Source organism: Saccharopolyspora sp. (assembly GCF_017434145.1).
Classification (GTDB): Bacteria; Actinomycetota; Actinomycetes; order Mycobacteriales; family Pseudonocardiaceae; genus Saccharopolyspora_C; species Saccharopolyspora_C galaxeae.
This window is the reverse complement of sequence record NZ_JAFRFW010000728.1, coordinates 1-3,950: the sequence shown is the minus strand read 5'-3', so window position 1 is coordinate 3,950 and position 3,950 is coordinate 1. Positions and strand designations below refer to the sequence as shown.

General features: G+C 68.5%; 4 protein-coding genes and 1 pseudogene. All 5 read left to right on the top strand.

All coding sequences use genetic code 11. The features are described from left to right. Positions 1 to 336, top strand: a pseudogene (locus IJH84_RS19795) (FMNH2-dependent monooxygenase); the annotation flags it as partial. Beyond that, complete coding sequence (locus IJH84_RS19790; protein ID WP_295147353.1) at positions 336 to 1,676, top strand: NtaA/DmoA family FMN-dependent monooxygenase; 1,341 nt, start codon at positions 336 to 338, stop codon at positions 1,674 to 1,676. The pseudogene IJH84_RS19795 and the gene IJH84_RS19790, both read left to right, overlap by 1 nt. Positions 1,677 to 2,567: 891 nt before the next feature. Beyond that, the gene (locus IJH84_RS19785; RefSeq protein WP_295147350.1) at positions 2,568 to 3,407 is read left to right on the top strand and encodes a helix-turn-helix transcriptional regulator; all 840 of its coding nucleotides are present in this window, start codon (positions 2,568 to 2,570) and stop codon (positions 3,405 to 3,407) included. A gap of 11 nt (positions 3,408 to 3,418) precedes the next feature. After that, entirely contained in the window at positions 3,419 to 3,607 is a 189-nt protein-coding gene (locus IJH84_RS19780) for a DUF397 domain-containing protein (protein ID WP_295147347.1), read from the top strand. Positions 3,608 to 3,770: 163 nt separating this feature from the next. After that, positions 3,771 to 3,950: hypothetical protein (locus tag IJH84_RS19775; protein ID WP_295147344.1), on the top strand; the 180-nt coding region annotated here is incomplete at its 3' end.

Sequence of the window (3,950 nt, the reverse complement as noted above, 5' to 3'; positions counted from 1 at the left end):
GTGGTGGTCGCGCTCGACGCCGACGCCCCGGCCGCGCGGCGGCGGCTGGCGCGGCTCGACGAACTCGCCGGTGAGCCGTTGCGCTCGGACGCCGCGGTGTTCTCCGGCGATGCTCCGCAACTGGCGGATCTGCTGGAGGAATGGCGAATCGCGGGCATCGAAGGTTTCCGCCTGCGCCCCGCGGTGCTGCCGCTCGACCTCGACGCGATCGTCGACCGGCTCGTGCCGGAGCTGCACCGGCGCGGGAGCTTCCGCACCGGCTACGGCGCGGAGACCCTGCGCGAACGCTTCGGCCTGCCCCGGCAGTCCAGCCGCTACGCCGTGGAGGTGGCGTGATGAGCAAGCAGATCATCCTGGGCGCGTACTTCCCGGGCGTCAACCACGACACGGTGTGGAGCGATCCGGCTTCCGGCAGCCACATCGACTTCGAGTCCTACGCGCACTGGGCCGAAACGGCCGAGCGCGGCAAGCTGGACCTGCTGTTCCTGGCCGAGGGGCTGCGGTTGCGCACCCGCGGCGGACAGGTCTTCGACCAGGACGTGGTGGGACGGCCGGACACGTTCACGGTGCTGTCCTCGCTGGCCGCGATCACCGAGCACATCGGACTCGCGGGCACCATCAACTCGACGTTCAACGAGCCCTACGAGCTGGCGCGCAAGTTCGCCACGCTGGACCTGCTCTCCGGCGGCCGGGCCGCGTGGAACGTGGTGACCAGCTTCGACGCCGACACCGGGGAGAACTTCCGGCGCGGCGGGTTCCTGCACCGCTCGCAGCGCTACGAGCGGGCCGGGGAAACGCTCGAAGCGGTGCGCAGGCTGTGGGACTCGTGGGGTCCGGAGGCCGTGGTCGCCGACCGGGACGCGGGGCGGTTCCTGCGCGACGAGCACGTGGGCGACTTCGAGTTCCGCGGCGAGCAGTTCGACATCGCCGGGCGGTTCTCCACTCCCCGCCCGCCGCAGGGTCATCCGGTCATCTTGCAGGCCGGGGAGTCGCCTGCCGGGCGGGATTTCGCCGCCCAGCACTCGGATGCGATCTTCTCGCGGTACCAGGAGTTCGACCAGGCGCGCGAGTTCTACGCCGACGTCAAGGCTCGGGTCGCCAAGGCGGGCCGGGAGCCTTCGCAGGTCAAGATCCTGCCATCGGCGGGCGTCATCCTCGGCGACACCGCAGCCGAAGCCCGCGACCGGCACGCCGATGTTCGCAGCCGCCAGGTCGACCCGTTCACCGCGATCGTGCTGGCCGAGACGATCTGGAACCGGGACCTGTCCGAGTTCGACCCGGACGGCCCGGTGCCGGATGTGGATCCGACGCCGGAAGCTCCCAAGTGGATTCGCGGCCGCGCACCGCTGTCGCAGGATCCGCAGGCCACCGCCGAGTCTTGGCGCGCGCTCGGCAAGGCCGAAGGATTGTCCCTGCGGGAGGTCGTCACGAAGGTCTTCGACCGCGCGGTGTTCGTCGGCACGCCCGATCACGTCGCCACCGAGATCGACCGCTACGTGCAGGCCGACGCGGTGGACGGTTTCATCCTCGGCTCGCACGTCAGCCCGTCCGGGCTGGACGAGGTCGTGGACCGCGTGGTCCCGCTGCTGCAGGAGCGCGGTGTGTTCCGCACCGAATACACCGGCACGACGCTGCGGGAGAACCTGGGCGCCGGAGCCCCCAGTCGGGTGGAGTGAGCGGTTCGCTTGGAGTGAACGGAACTTTCGCCCAATCTATTGGGACCAACGGTCCGTTCACTCCTTGAGTCCGCGCGGGTTCCGGCTAGGGGTGACCGGCCGGTGCCCTTGGGGGAGGGATCGGAGTGCAGGCACCGGCCGGTCGGTCCGCGCGGGGTCGGGGATACCGCCGCGCGGGTCACCGCCTCCGGGGTGAGGCGGAGTCGAGGTGGGGCTTCGCGTCGACGTGAATTCGGCCGCGGCAGCGCGCTGATGTTCAGGGCGCTGACGTTCCGGGCGCCACCGTTCCGGGCGTCCCGTTCAGGGCACCGCCGTTCAGGGCACCGCCGTTCAGAGCGTCCGCGTTCGGCCGGGCCGCGGGTCGCCCGGGTTTTCGCGCGCTAGCTCGGCTTCGGCCGCCGCGCACAGCGAGCGGCCCAGTTCGCCCGCCGCGGGCTCGGTACGCCGAAGATGAACGGGACCGCGCACGTAGTGGCCGCAGAGACATCGCAGGGATCCGAAAGCACACCGGACGACACAATGCCATTCCGCGTCTCGCGGTCCGGTGGCCCAAGCGCGCGGCTCGACGGGTGCGGCGGCACCGGGCCGTGCGAAATCCCCGCCATGGAGCACGATTTCTTCGCCCTCGCACACGTTGCGCACCGCCGTTCCGCAGCACCGATCGATCCGCGCGTACACTGTCCACACAGGACATTTGCGGTGTCGGCGTCGACCTGCTGTTCCGCGCTTCTTCCCCACGCGACCGTGGCCCGGTTGCTCACGCACAGCTCCTTCTCGGTACGTTCCGTAGTGATCTACACTGACCATCGCTGGATTGCGATTGCTAGCACGCTACTAGCCGCAGGTCGGATTGCGCGATCACTCGAACGGATGGAAGAGGTAGGGCCGGACATGGCGAACGCTCGACAGTTGAGGCTTGCGCGCCTCCTCCGCGAGTTCCGGGAGAAGACCGGCGTCGATCAGCAGCAGGTGGCCAAGCATCTGGGCATTCACCGCAGTGCGATCGGCCACTGGGAAATGGCGCGGTCCCGGCCCAGCAAGGAGAAGCTGGAGCAGCTGCTCGACGCCTACGGCGTGGACGACGAAGAGCGACTGCACGTCGAGCAGATGCGCGCGGACAGCAACAAGAGCGGCTGGTGGACGCTGCACAAGCTGCCGTCGACGTTCGAGCCGTACGTCGGTTTCGAGGCGGACGCGGTCGAGGCCTTCAACTTCGAGATCACCATGATCCCGGGACTGCTGCAAACCCGCGAATACTCCCGCGCACTACACCGAACGGCCCGGACGCCGTTGAGTCCGCTGGTCGTCGAGAACCACGTCGATGCCCGCGCGCGACGGCAGGAACGGCTCGACGAGGACGACCCGCTCGTCCTGCACGTGGTGATCGCAGAGGAAGCGTTCCTCCGCACCATGGGCAGCGAACGGGTCATGGCAGAGCAGGTCGATCACTTGATCGCCATGTCGAAGCGGGAGAACATCCGCATCCATCTGTTGCCGCTGAACGCAGCCGACCATACGACGCTGCAATGCGGCTTCTCGGTGCTCCGGTTCCCGCAGCACGGCGACGTCGCGTTCGTCGATTCACCGCTGGCGGGTCACATCGTGGACGGCTCCGAACAGACGGGTGAGCTGAATCGGCTCTTCGGGCAGTTCCAGCAGGCTGCCTTGGGCGCAGCTGAAAGTCGTTCATATCTGGCTACACTCCGGTCGCGGTACGAGACCGATGCCTGAAGGAGACGACTGTGACCTACACATGGAAGAAATCTTCGCGCAGCGCCCCGTCCGAGCAGTGCGTGGAGACCTCGCCCGCGCCACAGGGTGCGGCGATCCGTGATTCCAAGCTCGGTGACGACTCGCCGATCCTCGCGCTGAGCGGCCGCCAGTTCATCGCCTTCACGAACGCGGTGAAGGACGACCGCTTCCGGGACTGACCGCAGTTCGAGCCCATCCGGAATCCCCGGCGCGTCGAGCGCCGGGGATTCCTTTATGTGCAAGCTAGCGGCACATCACTCACGTGCTACTGTCTCGCGATCAGACTGCAAGGCGGGCCGATCCGGCAGTACGAACCGGCCCGCCTCCCGCGAGGAGGCGAGCATGGCCGGTCGGAACACACCCGCGATGGGAACTCCCACGACACCGCGGGCGTACGGCCTGCCGTGCATCTGGCACCACGAACCCGCGACTGATCTGACGTTCCGCTGGGGCCGCGGCGACGGTTGCATCACCGTACTGACCGGCCGCCACAACGGCCGGGAAACCGCAGCCGACGTGCTC